Genomic DNA, 21,499 nt, shown 5'->3' with positions numbered 1-21,499 from the left:
AGCAGAAAAGCGCTGGTGAAGTGCCACAACGACGGTCCGGACACGCTCGCGCGAGCCTGGGAATCGTCAGCGATCGGCCATGCCCGCGAGGACGCGATCCAGGGCATCCACCGCCCGCTCGAGTTCGTCGGCGGTGACCGTCAGCGGCGGCCGGAACCGGATACCGCGCTCACCGGTTCCGAGGAGCAGTACCCGTTCGCGCTCGCGCAGTTCCGCGAGGACGGCATCGCGCAGTTCGGCGGAATCCAGTGTCACCGCGCACATCAGCCCGCGACCGCGCGGATCGGTGAGCCGCTCGTGCCGGTCGGCGAGCGCGCGCAAACGGTCGAGCAGTAGCGCGCCCAACTCCTTCGCGCGGGCGGCCAGGTCGTCGGATTCGATCACCTCGAAAATGCGGCGGGCCCGCACCATATCGGCGAGGTTGCCGCCCCAGGTGGAATTGAGCCGCGAGCTCACCGCGAACACGTTGTCGGGCACTTCGTCGACGCGCCCGCCGGCCATGATTCCGCAGACCTGCGTCTTCTTTCCGAAGGCGACCACATCCGGTCGCAGGCCCAACTGCTGGTAGGCCCAGGTCGACCCGGTCATCGCCACGCCGGTCTGCACCTCGTCGACGATGAACAGCGCGTCCTGCTCGTGGCACAGCTGCTGCATGCGCCGGAGAAATTCCGGTCGCATGTGCCGATCGCCGCCCTCGCCCTGAATCGGCTCGGCGATGAAACACGCGATGTCGTAAGGATTTTCGGCGAATGCGGCCCAGGCCTGCGCCAGCGCGCGCTGCTCGGCGACCTCGATGTCGATGCCGGGGCGCAGATAGGGGGTCTCGATGCGCGGCCAGTCGAAGGCCGGGAATCGTTCGGTCTTGATGGGGTCGGTATTGGTCAGCGACAGCGTGTAGCCGGAGCGGCCGTGGAAGGCGCCGGTCAGATGCAGCACCTTCGTGCCCAGTTCGGCCGGGCGGCCGTGCATCGCGTTGTGGCGGCTCTTCCAGTCGAAGGCGACCTTCAGCGCGTTCTCGACCGCTAGCGCACCGCCGTCGATGAAGAACAGATGCGGCAGCGCCGGATCGCCCAGGACCCGCGCGAAGGTGTCGACGAAGCGCGCCATCGCGACCGTATAGACATCGGAATTACTGGGCTTGTTCAGCGCCGCCCTGGTGAGTTCGGCGCGAAAGCGAGCGTTCGCCGCCAGCGCCGGATGGTTCATCCCCAGCGCGGAGGAGGCGAAGAAGCCGAACATATCCAGATAGACGGTGCCGTCCCGGGCGTCGACCAGGTCGAGTCCCCGCGATCTGCGCAGGTCCAGCACCAGATCGAAACCGTCGGCGAGCATATGGGCGGACAGGATGTCGTGTACGCGCGAGGCGGTGACCGACGCCGGGTTCGTGACCTCCGCGTCGGCCGTTCCGGGGCGCTCCAGTTCGAGGGTCACACCCACAGGATACGAAAATATTTACGGTTTCACTACGAGCAAACGTATAAATTACGATCAGGTCTCACCTGTCATAGAATGTCTGCAGAATGATGGTGCTTCGGGTGCGGACATTGGCGGTGGCGCGGATCTCCTGCAGCAACTGTTCGAGATGCCGGGGCGAGGCCACCCGGACGAGCAGCATGTAGCTCTCCTCCCCCGCCACCGAATGGCATTCCTCGATGCCGGGGATGTGCTGGAGCAGGGCCGGAGCATCGTCGGGCTGCGAGGGATCGAGAGGAGTGATCGCGACGAATGCCGAGAGCAGTTGTCCCAGCGCCTCCGGGTCGACCTTCGCGGAATATCCGCGGATCACGCCGCGCGCCTCGAGCCGGCGCACTCGCGACTGCACCGCGGATACCGACAGACTGGCCTTCTCGGCGAGATTGGATAGCGTGGCCCGGCCGTCGGCCATCAATTCGCGGATCAGGAGCCGATCGATGTCGTCGAGAACAGGTTTCGCAGGTGCATCCGCCATCAGCGAAGGCTAACCCAGCAGGCGGTGGCCGGGGCCGGAAACGATCTCCCACCGGTGCGAAGCCCCCCATCAACCGATTTCGGAAACGGAGCCGCAGATGACATCCGCACCCGTTCTGCCCACCACCGGCGAACTGCGCGATCGGGCCGCGCGCCTGCTGCTCGAACTCGGCGTCGACCCGGTCGATTCGGGCGACCTGCCGGCCCGCACACCGATCACCGGCGGTGAGCTGATGCGCGTCCCGGCCACCTCCGCATTCGACGTGACCTGTGCGATCGACAAGGCGCACAGCGCTTTTCAGGCGTGGCGATCCGTGCCCGCACCGCAGCGTGCCGCGGTGGTGCGGCGGCTGGGACGACTACTGGCCGACAATCTCGACGCGCTGGCCGAACTCGTCACCCTGGAGGCGGGCAAGATCGGCGCCGAGGCGCGCGGCGAGGTGCAGGAGATGATCGACGTCTGCGAATTCGCCGTCGGCCTGTCCCGCCAGCTGTACGGCCGCACCATGGCTTCCGAACGACCCGGGCATCGGCTCATGGAGACGTGGCATCCCCTCGGGGTGGTCGGGGTGATCTCGGCGTTCAACTTCCCGGTCGCGGTCTGGTCGTGGAATACCGCGATCGCCCTGGTCTGTGGCGACACTGTGGTGTGGAAACCCTCGCAGACGACGCCGCTGACCGCGCTGGCCTGCGATGCGCTGCTGCGGCGCGCGGCCCTCGACGTCGGCGCCGACCCGCGGATCCACCAGCTGATCCAGGGTGGCGCCGACGTCGGCACCCAGCTCGTCGACGACGAACGGGTGGCTCTGGTCAGCGCCACCGGATCGGTGCGGATGGGGCAGGCGGTGGCACCGCGGGTGGCGGCGCGTTTCGGCCGGTGCCTGCTCGAGCTCGGCGGTAACAACGCCGCGATCGTCACCCCGTCCGCGGACCTCGACCTCACCACGCGGGCCGTGGTGTTCGCCGCGGCGGGAACGGCCGGACAGCGGTGCACGACACTGCGGCGGGTCATCGCGCATGTGGATGTCGCCGGGCCGCTGCTTGATCGGATGAGCGCGGCGTATCGCCAACTGCCCGTGGGCAATCCGCTCGACGACTCGGTCTTGGTCGGGCCGCTGATCGACGGCCGCGCCCACACCGCGATGCGGGCGGCGATCGACCGTGCGCTCGCCGACGGGGGCGAATTGATCTGCGGCGGTGAGCGCGTCGAGGTCGGCGGCGACGATTCCTACTATGTACGTCCCGCGATCATCCGGATGCCCGCTCAGACCGCGATCGTGCGCGAGGAGACGTTCGCGCCGATTCTCTACGTGCTCACCTATCACGATCTGGATTCCGCGATCGCCCTGCACAACGCTGTGCCACAGGGGCTTTCGTCGGCCATCTTCACCGGCGACCAGCGCGAGGCGGAACGATTCCTGGCCGCCGACGGCTCCGACTGCGGCATCGCCAATGTGAACATCGGCACCTCGGGTGCGGAGATCGGCGGTGCGTTCGGCGGTGAGAAGCAGACCGGCGGCGGACGCGAATCGGGCTCCGACTCCTGGAAGGCGTATATGCGCCGCGCCACCAATACGGTCAACTACTCCACCGAACTGCCGCTGGCACAAGGCATTCGGTTCGGCTGAGGTTCAGCGCTCCGGTTCGCGCGCGATGGCGCGGACCTGGTCCTCGTAGGCGGCCCGCACCGCCGCGTCGCCCGGATGCAGCGCCCGGTCGCCGTCGAAGAGGCCACGCACCATGCGCACGACCGATTCGGGGGCGGCCGCCAGCGCGATGTCGACGGGATCGAGATACTGCGGCACCGCCACCTCGGCCCGCCGGGTCCGGCAGGTCTTGACGATCGCGGCGGCGACGTCGATCGGGTCGACCGTGGGCAACCCGCGGCCCAGGGTCAGCCCCGAGGACAGGCGGGTGCGCACCGCGGAGGGCAGCACACAACTCACGCTGACCCCCGATTCGGCGAATTCCAGCCGGGTCGCGGCCGAGAGTCCGACGGCGGCGAACTTGCTCGCGTTGTACACCGCCAGCCCGGGCAGCGGGATTTTTCCGGCCAGCGAGGCAACGTTGACGATATGACCGCGGCCGCGGTCGATCATCGCCGGCGCGACGGCCCGCATACCGTGGATGAGTCCCCAGACGTTCACATCGATCGTGGTGTGCCCCACGGCATCCGGTTCGCCGAGGAACGGGCCCGCGGGCATCACTCCGGCGTTGTTCACCAGGACGTCGATCCGGCCCAGGTCGGCGACGACCCGGTCCCACTGCTCCCGGTCGCGCACGTCGAGTTCGACCGCGCGGGCGCCGATGTCGGCCGCCGCGGCGGTCGCGGCCGCGGCGTCCACATCGGCGAGGACCACGTCGGATCCCTTGTGCGCGAACAACTCCGCCGTGGCCCGGCCGATGCCGCGACCGGCGCCGGTGACGAGAACGCGGGCGGCGGCCAGGTCGATCGGCGGATAGCCGGTACCGAACAGGTTCATGCGAATTCACTCCGTTCCATGGCGCGGCGGGTGCTGCGCAGACTGTGCTCGAAGGTCTCGCCGCGCCGGCGGCCGTCCATGAAGTTCGGGCCCATGACCGCCAGGTCGGCCGCGGTCACCGCCAGCCGCAACACACGGGTTCCGGCCGCGCGCACGGCGGCGATCTCCGATTCCAGTTGCGCGCTCATCGGCCCGCGGAGCTGACGCTCCAGCCAGTGTCCCGGTCCGCCGGCGGGCACCGACCGCGCCGAAGCCATCGGTGTCAGCACCACCAGTTCGTCCAGGCCCAGCGGCAGCAGCAGATCCACCGAGGCGGTGGAGGCGGCGCCGCCGTCGACGAACCGCCGACCGGCGATCGGCACCGGCGGGAACCAGCCCGGAACCGCCCACGACGCCCGCAGCGCCTGGCCGATCGTCGCGGCCGGCGCCTCCGGTGCGCCGAAGGCGACCCGCTCGCCGGAGTCGTAGTCCATCGCGACCAGCCACGCGGCCGGATGGGCGAACCAGTCCCGGTCACGGTTCAGATCGGTGGCCAGGCGCTGCAGCCAGCTCGCATCGCCGCCGCCGAGCGGCAGCAGCCGGCTGCCCGCGGTCAGCAGGGCTTGCCGGGAACGATTGCCGTGCAAGGCCATTCGCGGGGCGCCGAGGCGGGGACGGGGCAGCGGCGGGAAGCGGCCCGGTTCGTCGGCCATATGCCGGGCCAGGATCGGATCGGCGACGGTGCCGCGCTGCATCGCCACCAGATCGTCGACGGAGACTCCCGAGGCCAGCATCGTCACCATTTCCGCGCCGGCGGACGTGCCGATCAGCGCATCGGCCTCGCGCGGATCCCACTGCAGGACATCTCGCACCGCCGCGAGCGCCGCCACGATCCAGGCCGCGCCGACCGTGCCGCCGCATCCGATCGCCAGGCCACGCCGCTGTAACCCGTTACTGTTACGCATAGTCTCAAACACTAGCGGGCGAGGGCCACGATGCGCGGCCCGCTCGGCCGATCGCAACCGTTCGGCAATGAACGGCCCCGGCTACCGCCAGGGCATGTACTGCAGACTCCAGGTATTGCCGTCGGGGTCGGCGAAATGGGCGTACAGCACACCACCACCGACATCGGCGATCGCGCCCACCGCGACGCCCCGCGCGACGAGTTCCGCGCGCGCTGCCTCGATATCGGCCACGACAAGATGCAATCCGCGCAGGGAGCCGACCGCGCCGTCCGCGGTGGGGACGCCTTCGGACAGCAGGATCGAACAGGCGGAACCGGGTGGAGTCAGCTGCGCGATCCGCACGCCCGGTGCCGGAGCCACGTCCACATCGAGATGGAAGCCGAGCCGATCGCGATAGAACTCGATTCCCCGGTCGATATCGCGCACCGGAACCGGCACCAATTCGAGCAGCATCGTGCCGGGCGGGACCGGCGGGTTGGCGGGGTCGTTCGTCACCTGTGCGGGGTCGGCCGGAATCTGGGTCACAGTGTCGGGGCGCTCGCTCATGTCGGTCCCATCGTCGGTAGCCACCGCGGTCGCGGCCAGCCTATCGGGACGAGCCGTGGACCGGCGCCGATCCGTCCGCGTCGGCGACCCCGTCCGCCGAGCTCGAGCCCGGAAATGCGCCCGAGGGACTTCGCCGCCGGGTCTCGATGTCGGTGCCCGGGTGCACACTGAACCCATGCAGCAGTTCTCCCGGCCGACCCAGGAGTGGTTCGACGGTGCGTTCCCCGCGCCCACGACCGCCCAGCTGGGAGCCTGGGAGGCGATCTCCGCGGGAGAACACACCCTGGTGATCGCGCCGACCGGGTCCGGTAAGACTCTGTCGGCCTTCCTGTGGGCGATCGACCGGCTCGCCACCCGCGAACCCACGGACGGCCCGCAGCGCACCGCCGTGCTCTATATCTCCCCGCTCAAGGCCCTCGCGGTCGACGTCGAGCGCAATCTGCGCGCACCCCTGGTGGGCATCACCCGCACGGCCGCGCGGCTCGGTATGCCCGCCCCGGAGATCAGCGTCGGCGTGCGGTCGGGCGATACCACCCCGGCCGATCGGCGGACCCTGCAGCGCAAGCCGCCCGACATCCTGATCACCACCCCGGAATCGCTGTACCTGATGCTCACCTCGGCGGCCCGCGAGACGTTGTCGCAGGTCGGCACCGTGATCGTGGACGAGGTCCACGCGATCGCCGGTTCCAAGCGCGGGGCGCATCTGGCCCTGTCGCTGGCCCGGCTCGACCAGCTCACCGAGCGGCCCGCCCAGCGCATCGGGTTGTCGGCGACCGTTCGTCCGCCGGAGGAGGTGGGGCGATTCCTGGTCGGCTCGGCGCCGATCACGATCGTGTCGCCGCCGGCGCCGAAGACGTTCGACCTGTCGGTGCGGGTGCCGGTGGCGGATATGACCGAGCCGGACGAATCCGATCAGCCGGGCTCGATCTGGCCGCATGTGGATGCCGCGATCGTGGATCTGGTGCTGGCGCACCGCTCGTCGATCGTGTTCGCGAATTCGCGGCGGCTGGCCGAACGCCTGACGGCGCGGCTGAACGAGGAATACGCCGAGCGAATCGCCGAACCCGACGAGGCGGAGGAGGTCGCGGGACGCCGCGAGCACGCGCCGCCCGCCCAGCTCGGGTCGCCGACCGAGGTCAATCACGGGGCGGCGCCGCTGCTGGCCCGGGCCCATCACGGCTCGGTGAGCAAGGAACAGCGCGCCATCATCGAAGACGATCTCAAGAGCGGCCGGTTGCGGTGTGTGGTGGCGACCAGCAGCCTCGAGCTCGGTATCGATATGGGTGCGGTGGATCTGGTGGTGCAGGTCGAGGCGCCGCCGTCGGTCGCGGGCGGGCTGCAGCGGGTCGGACGCGCCGGACATCAGGTGGGTGAGATCTCGCGCGGGGTGATCTTCCCCAAACACCGCACCGATGTGATCCACTGCGCCGTGGCGTCGATGCGGATGACGGCGGGACAGATCGAGGAGTTGAAGATCCCCGCCCATCCCCTCGACATCCTCGCCCAGCAGACCGTGGCCGCCTGCGCACTGGAACCGATCGATGTCGACGAGTGGTTCGAAACGGTCAGGGGGACAGGAAGTTTCGCCGCGCTGCCGCGCTCGGCGTACGAATCGGTGCTGGACCTGCTGTCGGGTCGATATCCCTCCGACGAATTCGCCGAGCTGCGTCCGCGCCTGGTGTGGGATCGCGATGCGGGCACTCTGACCGGGCGTCCCGGCGCTCAGCGCCTCGCGGTCACCTCCGGCGGCGCGATTCCCGACCGTGGCCTGTTCCCGGTGTTCATGGTCGGCGAAAAGGCTTCGCGGGTAGGCGAACTCGACGAGGAGATGGTCTACGAATCGCGCGTGGGCGATGTGTTCGCCCTCGGCGCGACCAGCTGGCGCATCGAGGACATCACCCACGACCGGGTCCTCGTCTCCCCCGCGTTCGGCCTGCCGGGCCGACTCCCCTTCTGGCACGGCGATTCCCTCGGGCGTCCGGCCGAATTGGGCGCGGCCCTGGGCGAATTCATCCGCACAGCCGGTCAGGCGGTCGAACACGCACCGGCCGGGCGGATCGCGGAACTCGTGCGAGACGCGGGTGGGTCCGATGCGGCGCTCGACGGCGAAGCACTCGACTCCGGGCCGGCGACGCGCGGCCGCGGACGGCAGCAGTCCGCGCGCCGGGCCGCGGGGAACGGCGCCGATTCGATCGGCGACGAGCAGCCGAAGTCCCCGGCGGCGCGTGCGGAAAGTCCTGCGCGGCAACGCCGATCGTCCGCGGACCCCAGCGGAAACGGCGCCACGCGACGCACGCCCTCCCGCGCGGGAGCCTCGGCCTCCAAGGCGGGTAAGACCGCCGCGAAGGGCGGCGAACTGGTCGAACTCGAACAACTCGTCCACGCCGCCGGCCTGGACGATTTCGCGACGGCGAATCTGGTCTCACTGCTGGCCGAGCAGCGGCAGGCCACCGGCCATCTGCCGACCGATCGCACGCTGCTGGTCGAACGGTTTCGCGACGAACTCGGGGATTGGCGGCTGATCCTGCACTCGCCCTACGGTCTACCGGTGCACGCGCCGTGGGCGCTCGCGGTGGGCGCGCGGTTGCGGGAGCGGTTCGGGGTCGATGCCGCACCGACCGCCTCCGACGACGGCATCGTGGTCCGGCTGCCCGACACCACCGACGATCCACCGGGCGCGGAACTGTTCGTCTTCGAACCGGACGAGATCGACGACGTGGTGACCGAGCAGGTGGGCGGATCGGCGCTGTTCGCCTCCCGCTTCCGCGAATGCGCGGCGCGCGCGCTGCTGTTGCCGCGCCGGGATCCCGGCCGCCGCGCGCCGCTGTGGCAGCAGCGCCAGCGCGCCGCCCAATTGCTCGATGTGGCAAGGAAATTCCCCGACTTCCCGATCCTGCTGGAAACGGTGCGCGAATGCCTGCGCGACGTCTACGACCTGCCCGCCCTGCGGGATCTGCTGACGAATGTGGCGCGGCGCAAACTGCGCCTGGTCGAGGTGGAGACCGCCGCCCCGTCACCGTTCGCCAACGCGTTGCTGTTCGACTACATCGGCCAGTTCATGTACGAGGGCGACAGCCCGCTGGCCGAGCGTCGCGCGGCCGCGCTGTCGCTGGATTCGAGTCTGCTCGCCGAACTGCTGGGGCGGGTGGAACTGCGCGAACTCCTCGACGCCGCGGTCCTCGAACTGACCGAACGCGAACTGCAGCGGCTGACCCCCGAGCGCCACGCCCGCGACGCGGAAGGGCTCGCCGACCTGCTGCGACTGCTCGGCCCGCTCACCCCGGCCGAGGCGGCCGCGCGCTGCACCGCCGACCCGAACCCGTGGTTCGCCGAATTGCTGCGGGCCCGGCGCGTTCTCGAGGTGTCGTTCGCGGGATCGCGGTGGTGGACGGCGATCGAGGACGCCGCCCGGTTGCGCGATGCCCTGGGCGTCCCCCTGCCGATCGGCACCCCGGCGGCCTTCATCGAACCGGTCGCCGATCCCCTGGGTGATCTGATCGGGCGCTACGCCCGCACCCACGCCCCGTTCACCCTCGACGCCGTCGCCCGGCGCTTCGGAATCGGACCGGCCGTCGCCGCCACCGCCCTGCACCACCTCGGGGCCGAGAAGCGGGTGGTGGAAGGTGAATTCACGCCGGGCTCGGCCGGTGCGGAATGGTGTGACGCGCAGGTGTTGCGCCGGCTGCGCCGCCGTTCGCTGGCCGCGGCGCGCAAGGAGGTCGAGCCGGTATCCACGGGCGCGTTCGGCCGGTTCCTGCCGGCGTGGCAGCATATCGGCACTTCGACACTGCGCGGCGTGGACGGTGTCGCGACGGTGGTGGAACAGCTTGCGGGCGTGCCGATTCCGGCCTCGGCGTGGGAGTCGCTCATTCTGCCGTCGCGGGTCCGTGACTACACACCGGCGATGCTCGACGAACTCACCGCCTCCGGTGAGGTGCTCTGGTCCGGCCACGGCGCCATCACCGCGAAGGACGGCTGGATCGCCCTGCATCCGGCGGATCAGGCACCGGTCACGCTGGCGCCGCCGCAGGAGATCGACTTCACCGATGTCCAGGTGCGCCTGCTGACGGCGTTGGGCGCGGAGCTGACGGTGGCGACCGGCGACGCAATCGCGCTCGATGGCGATGGCGACGACGCGGCCGCCACCGAACCGGCTGCGTTCGGCGGCAACCGGATCGTCGCGGTGGCGGGCGGCGCCTACTTCTTCCGGCAACTGTCCGACGCCACCGGGGTGCTCGACGATGCGGCCGTGGCGGCGGCACTGTGGGAGCTGGTGTGGGCGGGGTATCTGTCCGGCGACACCTTCGCCCCGGTCCGGGCGCGACTGTCCGGCACAACCCGCAGCACCACCGCCCACCGCACCCCGCGACGAACCCCGCGCGGCCGCATGTACCTGCCGCGACCGGCCATGCCGACCCGAACCGGCCCGCCCGCGGTGGCCGGTCGATGGTCGCTGCTGCCACAGCGCCTGCCGGACAACACCATTCGTGCCCACGCCACCGCCGATCTCCTGCTGGAACGCTACGGGGTGCTGACCCGGGGTTCGGTGCAGAACGAGGAGATTCCGGGCGGCTTCGCGCTCATGTACCGGGTGCTCACCGAATTCGAGGATCGCGGGCGCTGCCGGCGCGGTTATTTCGTCGATACTCTCGGCGGGGCGCAGTTCTCCACCACCGACGTGGTGGATCGGCTGCGTTCCTACGATTCCGACCGGGTGGGCGGCGACATCGGCCGGGGCGGCACGGTCGCGCTCGCCGCCTGCGATCCGGCCAATCCGTACGGCGCCGCACTGCCGTGGCCGAAGAACGCGGGTGAGGGAGCCGGACACCGTCCGGGCCGTAAGGCGGGAGCCCTGGTCGTCCTGGTCGCGGGCGAGCTGGCACTGTACCTGGAACGCGGTGGTAAGACTCTGCTCACCTTCACCGAGGACCCCGAGATCCGGACCGAGGCCGCGGCCGCGTTGGCGGCTCTGGTCCACGACCGCCGGATCGACTCACTGGTCGTCGAACGCGTCGACGGGGAATCGGTGCACGGCAACACCTTCGCCACATTCCTCACCGACGCCGGCTTCCACACCACTCCCCGGGGCTTCCGGCTCCGCAGCACAGCATGAGACCGGCGCGCATCCTCGGGCGACACAGGGGGTGAACGGCGATGCCGGAAGGAGATACCGTCTACCTCGCGGCGGCCCGGCTGCGAACCGCGCTGGCGGGAAAGACGCTGACTCGCAGTGACTTTCGTGTCCCGCGCTATGCCACGCTCGATCTGCGCGGCAGCCGGGTCGACAGCGTCGGCAGCTACGGCAAACACCTGTTCGTGCGCACCGAAAAGGTCAGCATCCACACCCATCTCAAGATGGAGGGCACCTGGCGGGTCTACCGCCCCGGCCAGCGATGGACCAAACCCGGATTCACCGCGCGCCTGATTCTCGCCACCGACGACACCGAAGCCGTCGGCTTCTCCCTCGGCCTGGTCGAGGTGCTCCCGCTCGCCGACGAGCACACCGCCATCGATCATCTCGGCCCGGATCTCCTGGGCCCGAATTGGGATGCGGCCGAGGCGGTCCGCCGGCTGCGCGCGGACCCGGAGCGGCCGATCGGGCTCGCGCTGCTGGACCAGACCGTCATGGCCGGAGTCGGCAACATCTTCCGCAGTGAGATCTGTTTCGCCGAGCGGATCCACCCGGCCACTCCGGTCGCAGCCGTACCCGATCTCCCCGGACTCGTCGACGCCACGCACCGCATCCTCGAGCGAGCGGCCCACCATCCACCCCGGCCCGCGGTGGTCTACGGCCGGCAGCGCCAACCCTGCCGGCGCTGCGGATCGATGATTCTCGTCCGCATGTTCGGACCGGATGCCGCCTCCGCCACCGCCACCGAACGCGGCATCTACTTCTGCCCTCGCTGTCAGCCCGCACCCGAGACGCCGGAACCGAGGGCCGCACGCCGGACTCGCCGCTGACCGGGACGAAGCACAATGTTTGCCGATCGATAGCTATATTTCTTTCGGCCGCTAACGTTTCGGAGCGTGAGCGCGACATAAGGGCGACACAGATCGTCACCGGTCGGGAAGCAGGGCAGATGGCATATGCGAGCACCGCGATGCGTCGTAGCACACGGCTCGTCACCCAGCTGATGATCACCGCCATCGCCATCGCGGCCACCGTGCTGTTCACCTATGCCCTGCAGCACTCGCCGAGTACGGGCCCCGTGCATTCCGGTCACACCTCGGCGCCCACGTCGACCGCGCCCTGACCGCTATCCCTGCGGAAGCGGCACCGGTTCCAGAATCTCCGGACGAGGTTCCGGTGCGGCGGCGCGCAGGGCGTCGGCCGAGACGTCGTCGGGCTGGGTCTGCGACCGGATCTCGGCGTCGACCCGGGCGTTGTACGTCCCGACCTCGCGCCGGATCTGCTCCTCGTCCCAGCCCAGCACCGGCGCCACCAGCCGCGCCACCTCGTCGGCGCATTCGGTGCCGCGGTGGGAGAACTCGATGGAGATCCGGGTGCGCCGGGCCAGGATGTCGTCCAGATGCAGCGCCCCCTCGGCGGCCGCCGCGTACACCGCCTCCACCCGCAGGTAGCTGGGCGCGTCCGTAATCGGCTGCAGCAGTTCGGGTTTGCCCTCGGCCAGATCGAGTACGTCGGTGATCAGGGCGCCGTAGCGGTTGAGCAGATGTTCGATCCGGTAGGGGTGCACACCGTAGGTCTGCGCCAGCTGCGGCGTCTGGTTGAGCAGGGCGAAGTAGCCGTCGGCGCCGAGCAGCGGCACCTTGTCGGTGATCGAGGACGACACCCGCTGCGGAATGTCGTGAACGGCGATATCCACCGCGTCGTAGGCCATCACCCGGTAGGTGGTGTACTTGCCGCCCGCGATGGCGACCAGACCGGGCGCGATCTGCGCCACCGCGTGCTCGCGCGACAGCTTGGACGTCTCGTCGCTCTCCCCGGCCAGCAGCGGCCGCAGCCCCGCGTACACACCCTGGATATCGGCGTGGGTGAGCGGGGTGACGAGCACCTCGTTGATCCGTTCGAGCAGATAGTCGATATCGGCCTTGGTGGCGGCCGGATGGGCCAGGTCCAGATTCCAGTCGGTATCGGTGGTGCCGATGATCCAGTGATTGCTGCCCCACGGAATCACGAACAGCACCGAGGTCTTGGTGCGCAGAATCAGCGCGGCGTCGCTGGCGATCCGATCGCGCGGGACCACGATGTGCACACCCTTGGACGCGCGCACGTGGAATCGGCCGCGAACATGCGACAGCGCCTGCAATTCGTCGGTCCACACGCCCGTCGCGTTGATCACGACATGTCCGCGGACCTCGGTGGTGCGCCCGTCCTCGCTGTCGCGCACCTTCACTCCGACCACCCGGTCGGCCTCCCGCAGGAAGTCCACGACCTGGGTCGATGTGCGGATCACCGCGCCGTAGTGGGCGGCGGTCCGGGCCACCGTCATGGTGTGGCGAGCGTCGTCGACCACGGTGTCGTAGTAGGTGACCCCGCCGATCAGCGCGTCCCGGCGCACCCCCGGCGCCAGCCGCAGCGCGCCGGACCGGGTCACATGATGTTGTCCCGGAACGGATTTCGCGCCACCCATGGTGTCGTAGAGCACGAGTCCCGAGGCGACGTAGGGCCGCTCCCAGCCGCGGTTGGTCAGCGGGTAGAGGAACCGCAGCGGTTTCACCAGATGCGGGGCCAGTGTCTTCAGGCTGAGCTCACGTTCCCGCAGCGCCTCCCGGACCAGCCCGAATTCCAGTTGCTCGAGGTAGCGCAGGCCGCCGTGGAACATCTTCGACGAACGGCTCGACGTGCCCGAGGCCAGATCGCGCGCCTCCACCAGGGCCACTTCCAGGCCCCGCGTGGCGGCATCGAGGGCGATGCCCGCGCCGACGACCCCGCCACCGACTACGATGACGTCGAAATGCTTGGCGCCCAAGCTTTCCCAGCTGGCCTCCCGCTGCTCGGGCCCCAGTTCGCCGGTGTGCTGACCGTGTGATTTCTCGTTCATCGCTCGACTTCCTCCGCACTGTTCGGTGGGATCGTCCTGCGTTACCCGTCGGTAATCGCTACTACCCTAGTCCACCGCCGGGCCCGCGGCGATGTGATGCGCGGCGCGTGCGAGGTTTAGTAGCCTGCACGGATGCGACGCTTCGTGGCCGCCATCGATCAGGGGACAACCTCGAGCCGGTGCATCGTGTTCGACCGCTCCGGCCGCATCGCCGGCCTCGGGCAGCGTGAGCACGAGCAGTTGTTCCCACGGCCGGGCTGGGTCGAGCACGATGCCGAAACCATCTGGCGCAACACCGAATTCGTGATCGGCGCCGCCCTGGAGGACGCCGGGATCGGCGCCGGGGACATCGCCGCGGTGGGCGTCACCAACCAGCGCGAAACCACCCTGGTCTGGGAGCGCGCCACCGGGAAGCCGGTGGCCAACGCCATCGTCTGGCAGGACACCCGCACCGCGGCGCTGTGCGACGAGCTGGCCGGCGACGTCGGTCCCGCGCGCTACGCCGACCGGACCGGACTGCCGCTGAGCACGTATTTCGCCGGGCCCAAGCTGCGCTGGATCCTCGACAACGTCGAGGGGGTGCGCGCCCGCGCGGAGGCCGGGGATTTGTGCTTCGGCACCATGGACAGCTGGATCCTGTGGAAGCTGACCGGCCGTCACCTCACCGACGTCACCAACGCCTCCCGCACGATGCTGATGAATCTCGAGACGTTGCAATGGGATTCGCAGATCTGCGCGGAGTTCGGCATCCCCGTCTCGATGCTGCCGCAGATCCACAGCTCCTCGGAGGTGTATGCCGAGATCTCCGCCGGACCGCTCGCCGGGGTTCCGGTGGCCGGCATCCTGGGCGATCAGCAGGCCGCGACCTTCGGGCAGGCGTGCCTGTCGCCGGGCGAGGCCAAGAACACCTACGGAACCGGCAATTTCATGCTGCTCAACACCGGTACCACTCCGGTATTCAGCAAGCACGGCCTGCTGACCACGGTCTGCTACCGGCTCGGCGACCAGCCCGCGGTGTACGCGCTGGAGGGTTCGATCGCGGTGACCGGATCCCTGGTGCAGTGGTTGCGCGACAACCTCGGCATCGTCGAATCCGCGGCCGAGATCGAACCGCTGGCCCGCAGTGTCGACGACAACGGCGGCACCTACATCGTGCCCGCCTTCTCGGGTCTGTTCGCACCGCGGTGGCGGCCGGACGCGCGCGGCGTGATCAGCGGACTCACCCGTTTCGTCACGAAGGCGCATCTGGCCCGAGCGGTCTTGGAGGCCACCGCATTTCAGACCCGCGAGGTGATCGACGCGATGCGCGCCGACGCCGAAGCGGAGAATCTCGGCGTCGAACTGACGACTCTCAAGGTCGACGGCGGCATGGTGGCCAACGAACTGCTCATGCAATTCCAGGCCGACATCCTGGATGTGCCGGTGGTGCGGCCGGTGATCACCGAGACAACCGCGCTCGGCGCCGCCTACGCGGCCGGATTGGCCGTCGGTTACTGGTCCGGAACCGACGACATCCGCGCCAACTGGTCCGAGGACAAGGTATGGCAGCCGACCATGTCCGACACCGACCGCGAACGCCTCTACGCCGAGTGGAACAAGGCCGTCGAACGCACCTACGGGTGGGCTGATTAAGCCAGCCCACCCGTAGTGTCATTGACCGTCGACGCTACCGTGACGCACTACCAGTCACCGCGGGCATCTCGTCGACACTCCAGGCTGACACTGCGGCGGCGGCGGTGTCGACGTGCAGTTTGTCGATACACCTGGCTGACAAGGACCACTTGCCGCTGCCACGCTCGGCGCGAACCCGATGAGTGACACGACAATCGCTACCCCGAAAACAACCTTTGCGGACATCACATTCTCCCTCCCTTGAGTCCACATGGATCGTAACGGCAAGATCAACTACTGCGCAATTGCGAAAATTATTGCGCTAGTGGGTAATCGAGGTAACGGATCACTCTGCGGCGGCGAAGAGCCGGTCGACCGCATGCTCCAACGTCGCCGCATCCGACGTGGTGAAACACAGGCGCATCGAGCCGCGGTAGGGCTGCGAGACCGCGAAGGCGGAGCCCGGGACGTAGGCCACGCCGTGGTCGATCGCGCGCGGAAGCAGTTCGACGGTATCGGTGCCGTCGGTGAAGTCGAGCCACACGAACATGCCGCCGGCGGCGTCGGTGCTCACCACCCGGTCGCCGAAACGGGTGCGAACCGCGTTCACCAGGGCGGTGGCACGCTCGCCGTAGATGCCGCGCACCTTGTCCAGGTGGGCGCCCAGCCACGGCTCGTCGGCCAGCAGGTCCGCGGCGATCTGCTGGGTGAGCGCCGAACCGCACAGATCGGCGCCCTGCTTCAGCAATTCCACGCCACGGCACACCGCGTTCGGGGCGATCATCCAGCCCACCCGCAGTGTCGGCGCCAGGATCTTCGAGGCGCTCGACAGCCGGATCACGTTGGGCGAGTAGGAGGCAACGGCCTGCGGCGCGGGGCGATCGAACCAGAGCTCGCCGTACGGATCGTCCTCGACCACCCAGAAGCCGTAGCGTTCGGCCAGCGCCGCCAGTTCGCGACGACGCCGCGGGATCAGCGTCACACCCCGCGGGTTGTGGAAATTGCTCACCGTATGCACCAGCGCCGGACGCTCGCCGCGCTCGAGCAGTTCGGCCAGAGCGTCGACACGCATACCGTCGGAATCCAGCGGAATCGCCACGATCCGCGCCCCCGCCGCGCGGAACACCTGCAGCGCACCGACGTAGGCCGGATCCTCGACCACGACGAGAGCGCCCGGATCCAGCAGGACCTCACCCAGCAGCGAGAGAGCCTGCTGCGAACCGTGCGTGACGAAGATCTCCTCCACCGGCACCGGCCGGCCGAGTCGCACCGACTCCCGCGAGGCGAGCACCTCACGCAGCGGCCCCCAACCCGCGGACTCGGTGTACTGCAACCGGGACGGGTCGGCCAGCGCCGACTCCGCGGCGCGGGCGATGGCATCGCGCGGCATCAGCTGTTCGTCGGGCAGGCCCCCGGCCAGGCTGACTACGTCCGGCCGGGAGGTCAGCTTGAGCAGATCCCGAATCGCCGAACTCTGCAGACCGCCCAGCCGACGGGACAGGGGTGGAGTATGCGGCGACATGGAGACCTCCGAGCGAAAAGGGTGGTACCTCCACTTTCGCACAGCGACATCCACAATATGAACTCAAATTCTCATATTGTGAGATTTAGAACGATTGGATCAGTTGGATGAGGTTCCGGCCTCCCTGATTCACGGTCGTGATGACCTCCAGATACAACGACTTCGTACCGTCGGGGTGGAACTCCGAGACCTCGACGTTGAACTGGTTGGGCGCGGTCGTCGCGATCCGCAGGCAGTACGTCGTGCCCTTCGGGATGTGCTCGTCGATGGTCTTCTGCAGGTCCGGCGGGGCCTGCACGTTCGCCCCAGGAGCGATGAAGGTGTGCGCCTTCTCGGCATTGCGATCGGTGTAATACGCGTGCTGGTAGCCGAAGATTGCGTTCGCACCGCTCGAGGTGTCGCCGGGTCCGTTGCCGTAGACCAGATTGCCCTCGGTGCGGGCCTGGCAGCCGGTGCCGTCGGCCGCATTGGTCGCACCACCGGCCTGCGCATTGTCGGACTTGTCGCCACCACCGCTCGTGGCGAAGACGACAACCACGATCAACGCCACGATCAGCACGACCGCCGCGCCGATGCTGCCGATCAGGACCGTCTTGTTGCGGCCGGCCTCGGCGGGTTCCGGTCCGGGCACCGGCCGCGAGGGCGCGAGCTTCTTGGCCAGCTCGTCGTCGTCCCACAGCGAGCCCGAACCCGACTTCTGCTCGGCGCCACCGCGCGGCACCGTGAGCTTCTTCGCCAGTTCGTCGTCGTCCCACAGCGAGCCCGTGGTTTCCCGCGGCGGGGTGGGTGGGAAGCCGGAATCGTCTGCGCGCCACCAGGTTCCGCGGTCCGCGTCGGCACCGCCGGCGTCGGGGTAGCGCACCGTCTCCGGGGCGCGTGCCGCGTCCGTGCTGTGCGGCGGCTCGGGAACGCGGCGGGTTTCGGGCGCGGGCGTCCGCATGGTTTCCGGCGCGGGCGTCCGCACGGTTTCGGGCGCGCGTGGCGTCTCCGGTGCCGGGTGGCGAACGGTTTCGGGCGCCGCGGTCGAATCCGGCGCGCGGTACTGCGCGGGCGGCGGCGGTACGGACGGCGCCGCGGGAGTGTCGGCGGGCTGCCAGCCCAGTGTGGGACGCTCCGGTTCTCCGACCGGCGCCCAGCCGACCGCACCCGTTTCACCCGTCGGCGGCCCGAAATCGTTCAGCGGTGGTCCGAATCCGGAAACCGGCGGGCCGAATTCCGACTCGCCTTCGTCCCGGCCCTGATCGTCGCCGGAGGCCATCACCCGTTCCTTCCCCGAGACACACGCATGGGGCGGTCGCGAACGACCGCCCCATGCGCCGATTCAGTCTGTATCAGTACTGGATCAGTACTGGACCGTGCCACCCCACTGTGTGGTCGCACCAGCGACATTCACCGTTTGCGGAGCGATATCACCCTGCGGGAGTCTACCAATCTGAGCGGCCGCATCCAGTGCCGCGGCGCCGCCCGGCTGCTGCTTGATCCAGCCCTCGACGGCCGCCTTGGCCGCATTGGCCTGGGTGGTGTCGACGTAGCTCTCGGACTTCATGTCGTCGAAGCCGGTGGCGTGGGTGTACGAGGTGATCTTGACCTTGTTCGCCTCGACGAACTCCACCGACACACCAGCGTCGCCCACCCCGTTGGGAGTGCTGTAGCCGACCGTGCCGACATACCCGTCGAGGTTGCTGAAGTGGTGGGTGTTGGCTACGTAGCCCGGCAGCAGCCCGCCGCCGTCGACGTTGGCGCCGACCTCGGTGTGCGGGCCGTTCATCTGCACGACCGGCGCGGCCGGTGCGGACTGCAGGCTCGGAGAGGTCCACTGCGCCTGCTGCGAAGGGGCCGAGTTGCCCTGCTGGCTACGCAGCGTGTCCATGCTGCCGTCGTGCGACTGCGGCTTGTTCGGGGTGCCCACGGTCTGGTCCGGCGACTGCTGACCCGGCTTCAGCTGGTCGGCCTGACCGTTCGGGGTGGGCTGGTCCGGAACGACGGCCGGCTGCACCTGGTTGCCCTGACCCGGCACCGGCAGCGGTGCGACACGCGGGGTGGTCACACCCGGCTGCGTCGGCGAGGCCAGGTTCTGGTCCGGCTTCGGCGCGTTCTGGTTCGGGGTCGTGACGCCCGGCTGCGGGGTGGTGACGCCCGGCTGGTTCGGCGTGGTGACACCCGGCTGATTGGGGGTGGTGACGCCCGGCTGCGGATTGCCGTTGCGCTGGGGCCCATTCTGCTGGGTCCCGTTCTGCTGGTTGTTGTTCTGCTGCGGCCCGTTCTGCTGAGTGCCGTTCTGCTGCGGGGCGTTCTCCTGCGTGCCCGGCGCGTTCTGGCTCTGGCCGTTGTTGTTGTTGTCCTGCGCGGGGGCCTCGTTGGTGGCGCCCGGCTGCGCCGGAGTGGTCGGCACGCTCGGCTGATCGGCCGGCGCGGCACTCGCCGTACCCGACGCGAGGATGGTTGCCACGGCGGCCGCGGTGGCCAGTGGCAACGACGTCGTGGCCATCGCTCGCTGCGCCCGACTCGGCTTACGATGTTTCACTGTCTCGCAATCCCTTTCCCGAGCTCGGCCACTGCCACCGACCGACGAACGCCGTCCGATGGGGCCGTCTCCATTGGTCCCTCATCGATGTCCGGCCCGCACCCTGCTGCGGTCCGCGAGCCGCTCGCGGATTCCCTGCCCGGGAAAGATTGCATTCCCCCCGCACGTGAACCTGCCAACCGCCCACCACTGACATCTCTGCCGGAAGTGAACCACACGAACAAGTTTCAGGCAACTGGTGCTACCCGGCTGTGGGAAGCCGCACTCCGTCCGGCAAAACGTCAAGCGGGGCAGCACATTTGAAACAGCAGCCGCCCACTAATCGAGGTCGTCGTGACGCATCAGTTGCCGCGCCGCCTCGGTGACCGATCCGGACAGCGACGGGTACACCGAGAACGTCTGTGCCAGGTCGTTCACCGTCAGGTTGTTCTGTACCGCGATCGCGATCGGCAGGATCAGTTCGGAGGCGATGGGCGCGACCACCACGCCACCGATCACCACGCCGGTGGCGGGCCGGCAGAAGATCTTCACGAAACCGCGGCGCAGGCCCGACATCTTGGCCCGCGGATTGGTGTTGAGCGGCAGCATCACCGTGCGCGCGGGCACCTCACCGTTGTCGATCGCGGTCTGGCTGACACCGACCGTGGCGATCTCGGGCCGAGTGAACACCGCGGAGGCGACCGTCTTCAACCGGATCGGCTGCACGCCCTCGCCGAGTGCGTGATACATCGCGATCCGGCCCTGCATCGCCGCGACCGAGGCCAGCGGCAGCAGCCCGGTGCAGTCGCCGGCGGCATAGATCCCGGGCACCGCCGTCCGCGAGACGCGGTCGACGCGCAGATAGCCGCCGCGGTCGAGTTCGATGCCGATGCGCTCGAGGCCCAGATCCTGGGTATTGGGCGTGGAACCGACCGTCATCAGCGCATGGGAGCCGGTGACCGTGCGCCCGTCGGATAGTTTGACCACGATCCCGTCCGCGGTCCGCTCGACGGCGTCGGCCCGGGCCTGCTTGACGAGCTCCACCCCGCGTTCGGCCAGGGCGTCCTCGAGGACCAGCGCGGCGTCGGCGTCCTCTCCCGGCATCATCCGGTCGCGGCTGGAGACGAGCTTCACCTTCACGCCCATCTCGGTGTACGCGGAGACGAATTCGGCGCCCGTGACACCGGAGCCGACCACGACCAGCGTTTCCGGCAGCTCCTTGACGTCGTAGAGCTGACGCCAGGTGAGAATGCGCTCACCGTCGGGTTCGGCGCCGCGCAGCACCCGCGGGCTGGCGCCGGTGGCGATCAGGACGATCTCGGCCTCCATCACCCGTTCGGTGCCGTCGGCGAGCGTCGCGCGCACCAGATGTGTGGCCAGACCGGCGATCTGGTCGATCAGCTGACCGCGGCCGTTGAGGATGGTGACTCCGGCGGCCTGCAACTTGGACCGGATGTCGGACGACTGCGCCTGCGCCAGCGCCTTCACCCGGGAGTTGACCTCCGACAATCGCACCTGCGCCTGCGCCATGTGCAGCGTGATGCCCAGATCACGCGCGCGGCGCAGGTCGGTGCGCACCCCGGTCGAAGCGATGAAGGTCTTGGACGGGACGCAGTCCCACAGCACGCATGCGCCACCGATACCGTCGGAGTCGATCACGGTGACCGTGGCTCCGTGCTGAGCTGCCACCAACGCCGCCTCGTAGCCGGCGGGGCCGCCCCCGATGATTGCAATGCGGGCCATGTGTACCTCCGCTATCGAGCCGTCCGGCCGGGATCTCCGGCACTGCCGTCAACGTTATCGGTCCTGCTCCTCATCGTTTTGACCGCGTCATGGGTGACGTTGCGCGTGTCACGTTCCGGTAATTCTCCGGACATTCGCCCGCCTCGCCGAAGACAGGAAGGGCCCGAACCCGGCCGGATCGAAACAAGCGGTCC

At 69.1% G+C, this 21,499-nt stretch carries 15 protein-coding genes; 5 read left to right on the top strand and 10 right to left on the bottom strand.

The window, feature by feature from the left end:
- Nucleotides 1-66: 66 nt before the first annotated feature.
- Entirely contained in the window at nucleotides 67-1,419 is a 1,353-nt protein-coding gene (gene lat, locus A5789_RS33120; RefSeq protein ID WP_228794961.1) for an L-lysine 6-transaminase, read from the bottom strand.
- 76 nt (nucleotides 1,420-1,495) lie between these two features.
- The gene (locus A5789_RS33115) at nucleotides 1,496-1,948 is read right to left on the bottom strand and encodes an Lrp/AsnC family transcriptional regulator (protein WP_030513603.1); all 453 of its coding nucleotides are present in this window, start codon (nucleotides 1,946-1,948) and stop codon (nucleotides 1,496-1,498) included.
- A 97-nt stretch (nucleotides 1,949-2,045) separates the two neighbouring features.
- Between A5789_RS33115 and A5789_RS33110 the strand changes: the two genes are divergently transcribed.
- Nucleotides 2,046-3,575, top strand: a complete 1,530-nt coding sequence (locus tag A5789_RS33110; protein WP_064905708.1) for an aldehyde dehydrogenase family protein — start codon at nucleotides 2,046-2,048, stop codon at nucleotides 3,573-3,575.
- 3 nt (nucleotides 3,576-3,578) lie between these two features.
- Here A5789_RS33110 and A5789_RS33105 read toward each other — a convergent pair whose 3' ends face one another.
- The 3 genes from A5789_RS33105 to A5789_RS33095 form a co-directional block, all read right to left on the bottom strand.
- Nucleotides 3,579-4,430 (bottom strand): SDR family NAD(P)-dependent oxidoreductase, encoded by an 852-nt coding sequence (locus tag A5789_RS33105; RefSeq protein ID WP_064905710.1) that lies wholly within the window; start codon nucleotides 4,428-4,430, stop codon nucleotides 3,579-3,581.
- Nucleotides 4,427-5,374, bottom strand: a complete 948-nt coding sequence (locus A5789_RS33100) for a patatin-like phospholipase family protein (protein WP_064905713.1) — start codon at nucleotides 5,372-5,374, stop codon at nucleotides 4,427-4,429. The genes A5789_RS33105 and A5789_RS33100 overlap by 4 nt, the downstream gene beginning before the upstream one ends.
- Before the next feature lie 81 nt (nucleotides 5,375-5,455).
- A complete protein-coding gene (locus A5789_RS33095) occupies nucleotides 5,456-5,827 on the bottom strand; it encodes a VOC family protein (RefSeq protein WP_063015969.1) in 372 nt (123 codons plus the stop codon).
- 268 nt (nucleotides 5,828-6,095) lie between these two features.
- On the opposite strand from A5789_RS33095, the gene A5789_RS38150 reads away from it, so the two are divergent.
- From A5789_RS38150 to A5789_RS37095, 3 genes are all read left to right on the top strand, one after another.
- Nucleotides 6,096-11,033, top strand: a complete 4,938-nt coding sequence (locus A5789_RS38150) for a DEAD/DEAH box helicase (protein WP_082941125.1) — start codon at nucleotides 6,096-6,098, stop codon at nucleotides 11,031-11,033.
- Between the two features lie 41 nt (nucleotides 11,034-11,074).
- A complete protein-coding gene (locus A5789_RS33080; protein ID WP_064905715.1) occupies nucleotides 11,075-11,881 on the top strand; it encodes a DNA-formamidopyrimidine glycosylase family protein in 807 nt (268 codons plus the stop codon).
- 119 nt (nucleotides 11,882-12,000) lie between these two features.
- On the top strand, nucleotides 12,001-12,174 hold the full coding sequence (locus A5789_RS37095; RefSeq protein ID WP_156511422.1) for a hypothetical protein: 174 nt from the start codon (nucleotides 12,001-12,003) through the stop codon (nucleotides 12,172-12,174).
- A gap of 3 nt (nucleotides 12,175-12,177) precedes the next feature.
- Here A5789_RS37095 and A5789_RS33075 read toward each other — a convergent pair whose 3' ends face one another.
- Nucleotides 12,178-13,926 carry a glycerol-3-phosphate dehydrogenase/oxidase gene (locus A5789_RS33075; RefSeq protein WP_030513597.1) on the bottom strand — a complete coding sequence of 583 codons (1,749 nt, stop codon included), beginning with the start codon at nucleotides 13,924-13,926 and terminating at the stop codon, nucleotides 12,178-12,180.
- Nucleotides 13,927-14,058: 132 nt separating this feature from the next.
- On the opposite strand from A5789_RS33075, the gene glpK reads away from it, so the two are divergent.
- Nucleotides 14,059-15,558, top strand: coding sequence for a glycerol kinase GlpK (gene glpK / locus A5789_RS33070; protein WP_063015930.1), 1,500 nt, complete (start codon nucleotides 14,059-14,061; stop codon nucleotides 15,556-15,558).
- 325 nt (nucleotides 15,559-15,883) lie between these two features.
- Here glpK and A5789_RS33065 read toward each other — a convergent pair whose 3' ends face one another.
- The 4 genes from A5789_RS33065 to A5789_RS33050 form a co-directional block, all read right to left on the bottom strand.
- The gene (locus tag A5789_RS33065; RefSeq protein ID WP_064905717.1) at nucleotides 15,884-17,059 is read right to left on the bottom strand and encodes a PLP-dependent aminotransferase family protein; all 1,176 of its coding nucleotides are present in this window, start codon (nucleotides 17,057-17,059) and stop codon (nucleotides 15,884-15,886) included.
- Nucleotides 17,060-17,144: 85 nt separating this feature from the next.
- Nucleotides 17,145-18,317, bottom strand: coding sequence for a hypothetical protein (locus A5789_RS33060; protein ID WP_064905719.1), 1,173 nt, complete (start codon nucleotides 18,315-18,317; stop codon nucleotides 17,145-17,147).
- Between the two features lie 84 nt (nucleotides 18,318-18,401).
- Nucleotides 18,402-19,547 carry a hypothetical protein gene (locus A5789_RS33055; protein ID WP_227462896.1) on the bottom strand — a complete coding sequence of 382 codons (1,146 nt, stop codon included), beginning with the start codon at nucleotides 19,545-19,547 and terminating at the stop codon, nucleotides 18,402-18,404.
- Nucleotides 19,548-19,901: 354 nt separating this feature from the next.
- Nucleotides 19,902-21,320, bottom strand: coding sequence for an NAD(P)H-quinone dehydrogenase (locus tag A5789_RS33050; RefSeq protein WP_227462903.1), 1,419 nt, complete (start codon nucleotides 21,318-21,320; stop codon nucleotides 19,902-19,904).
- Nucleotides 21,321-21,499 lie beyond the last annotated feature (179 nt).

Source organism: Nocardia sp. 852002-51101_SCH5132738, assembly GCF_001665695.1.
Taxonomy (GTDB): domain Bacteria; phylum Actinomycetota; class Actinomycetes; order Mycobacteriales; family Mycobacteriaceae; genus Nocardia; species Nocardia nova.
This window is presented reverse-complemented; position numbering and strand designations above follow the sequence as displayed.

Excerpts from the sequence above, each read along its gene's own strand:
- A5789_RS33115 (WP_030513603.1), bottom strand. The coding sequence starts at position 1,948 with ATGGCGGATGCACCTGCGAAACCTGTTCTCGACGACATCGATCGGCTC.
- A5789_RS33110 (WP_064905708.1), top strand. The coding sequence starts at position 2,046 with ATGACATCCGCACCCGTTCTGCCCACCACCGGCGAACTGCGCGATCGG.
- A5789_RS33105 (WP_064905710.1), bottom strand. The coding sequence starts at position 4,430 with ATGAACCTGTTCGGTACCGGCTATCCGCCGATCGACCTGGCCGCCGCC.
- A5789_RS33100 (WP_064905713.1), bottom strand. The coding sequence starts at position 5,374 with ATGCGTAACAGTAACGGGTTACAGCGGCGTGGCCTGGCGATCGGATGC.
- A5789_RS33095 (WP_063015969.1), bottom strand. The coding sequence starts at position 5,827 with ATGCTGCTCGAATTGGTGCCGGTTCCGGTGCGCGATATCGACCGGGGA.
- A5789_RS38150 (WP_082941125.1), top strand. The coding sequence starts at position 6,096 with ATGCAGCAGTTCTCCCGGCCGACCCAGGAGTGGTTCGACGGTGCGTTC.
- A5789_RS33080 (WP_064905715.1), top strand. The coding sequence starts at position 11,075 with ATGCCGGAAGGAGATACCGTCTACCTCGCGGCGGCCCGGCTGCGAACC.
- A5789_RS37095 (WP_156511422.1), top strand. The coding sequence starts at position 12,001 with ATGGCATATGCGAGCACCGCGATGCGTCGTAGCACACGGCTCGTCACC.
- A5789_RS33075 (WP_030513597.1), bottom strand. The coding sequence starts at position 13,926 with ATGAACGAGAAATCACACGGTCAGCACACCGGCGAACTGGGGCCCGAG.
- glpK (WP_063015930.1), top strand. The coding sequence starts at position 14,059 with ATGCGACGCTTCGTGGCCGCCATCGATCAGGGGACAACCTCGAGCCGG.
- A5789_RS33065 (WP_064905717.1), bottom strand. The coding sequence starts at position 17,059 with ATGTCGCCGCATACTCCACCCCTGTCCCGTCGGCTGGGCGGTCTGCAG.
- A5789_RS33060 (WP_064905719.1), bottom strand. The coding sequence starts at position 18,317 with ATGGCCTCCGGCGACGATCAGGGCCGGGACGAAGGCGAGTCGGAATTC.
- A5789_RS33055 (WP_227462896.1), bottom strand. The coding sequence starts at position 19,547 with ATGGCCACGACGTCGTTGCCACTGGCCACCGCGGCCGCCGTGGCAACC.